Below are 421 nucleotides of genomic sequence, written 5' to 3'. Positions count from 1 at the left end.
TCCTGACGCCGTGCTGGCGAAACAGGCCGATCGGCGGCTTCTTGGTTTCGCGAATGAAATAGTAGGCGCCGGGCAAGATCGTCGCCACGGTTCCGGCCTTGGCCATCGCCGCTGCACCGGCATCATCGGTGTATTCGAGATGGTCGGCCGACAGCGCACCGTAACGGGCGGCGAGTTCGGCGCCATGCAGGTTGGACAGCTGGTCGGCATGAAGCTTGACCGGCAGGCCGGCCGCCTTTGCCGCAGCGAAGACGCGCGCCATCTGTTCCGGCGAAAAGGCGATGCCCTCGCAAAACCCGTCGACCGCATCGGCCAGCCCCTCGGCGGCAATCTTTGGAAGAATCTCATTGGCGACCAGATCGATAAAGGCGTCCTTGTCGCCCTTGGCTTCCGGCGGCAGCGCGTGAGCGCCGAGGAAGGT

General features: G+C 64.6%; 1 pseudogene. It reads right to left on the bottom strand.

Annotation, left to right across the window (positions count from 1 at the left end):
• Positions 1 to 421 (bottom strand): annotated as a pseudogene (locus EN984_RS37405) (imidazolonepropionase); the annotation flags it as partial.

It is taken from the genome of Mesorhizobium sp. M7A.F.Ca.CA.004.12.1.1 (assembly GCF_003997835.1).
Lineage (GTDB): Bacteria > Pseudomonadota > Alphaproteobacteria > Rhizobiales > Rhizobiaceae > Mesorhizobium.
Note: the sequence above shows the minus strand (reverse complement) of the source record. Positions and strands in the feature narration are given on the sequence as shown.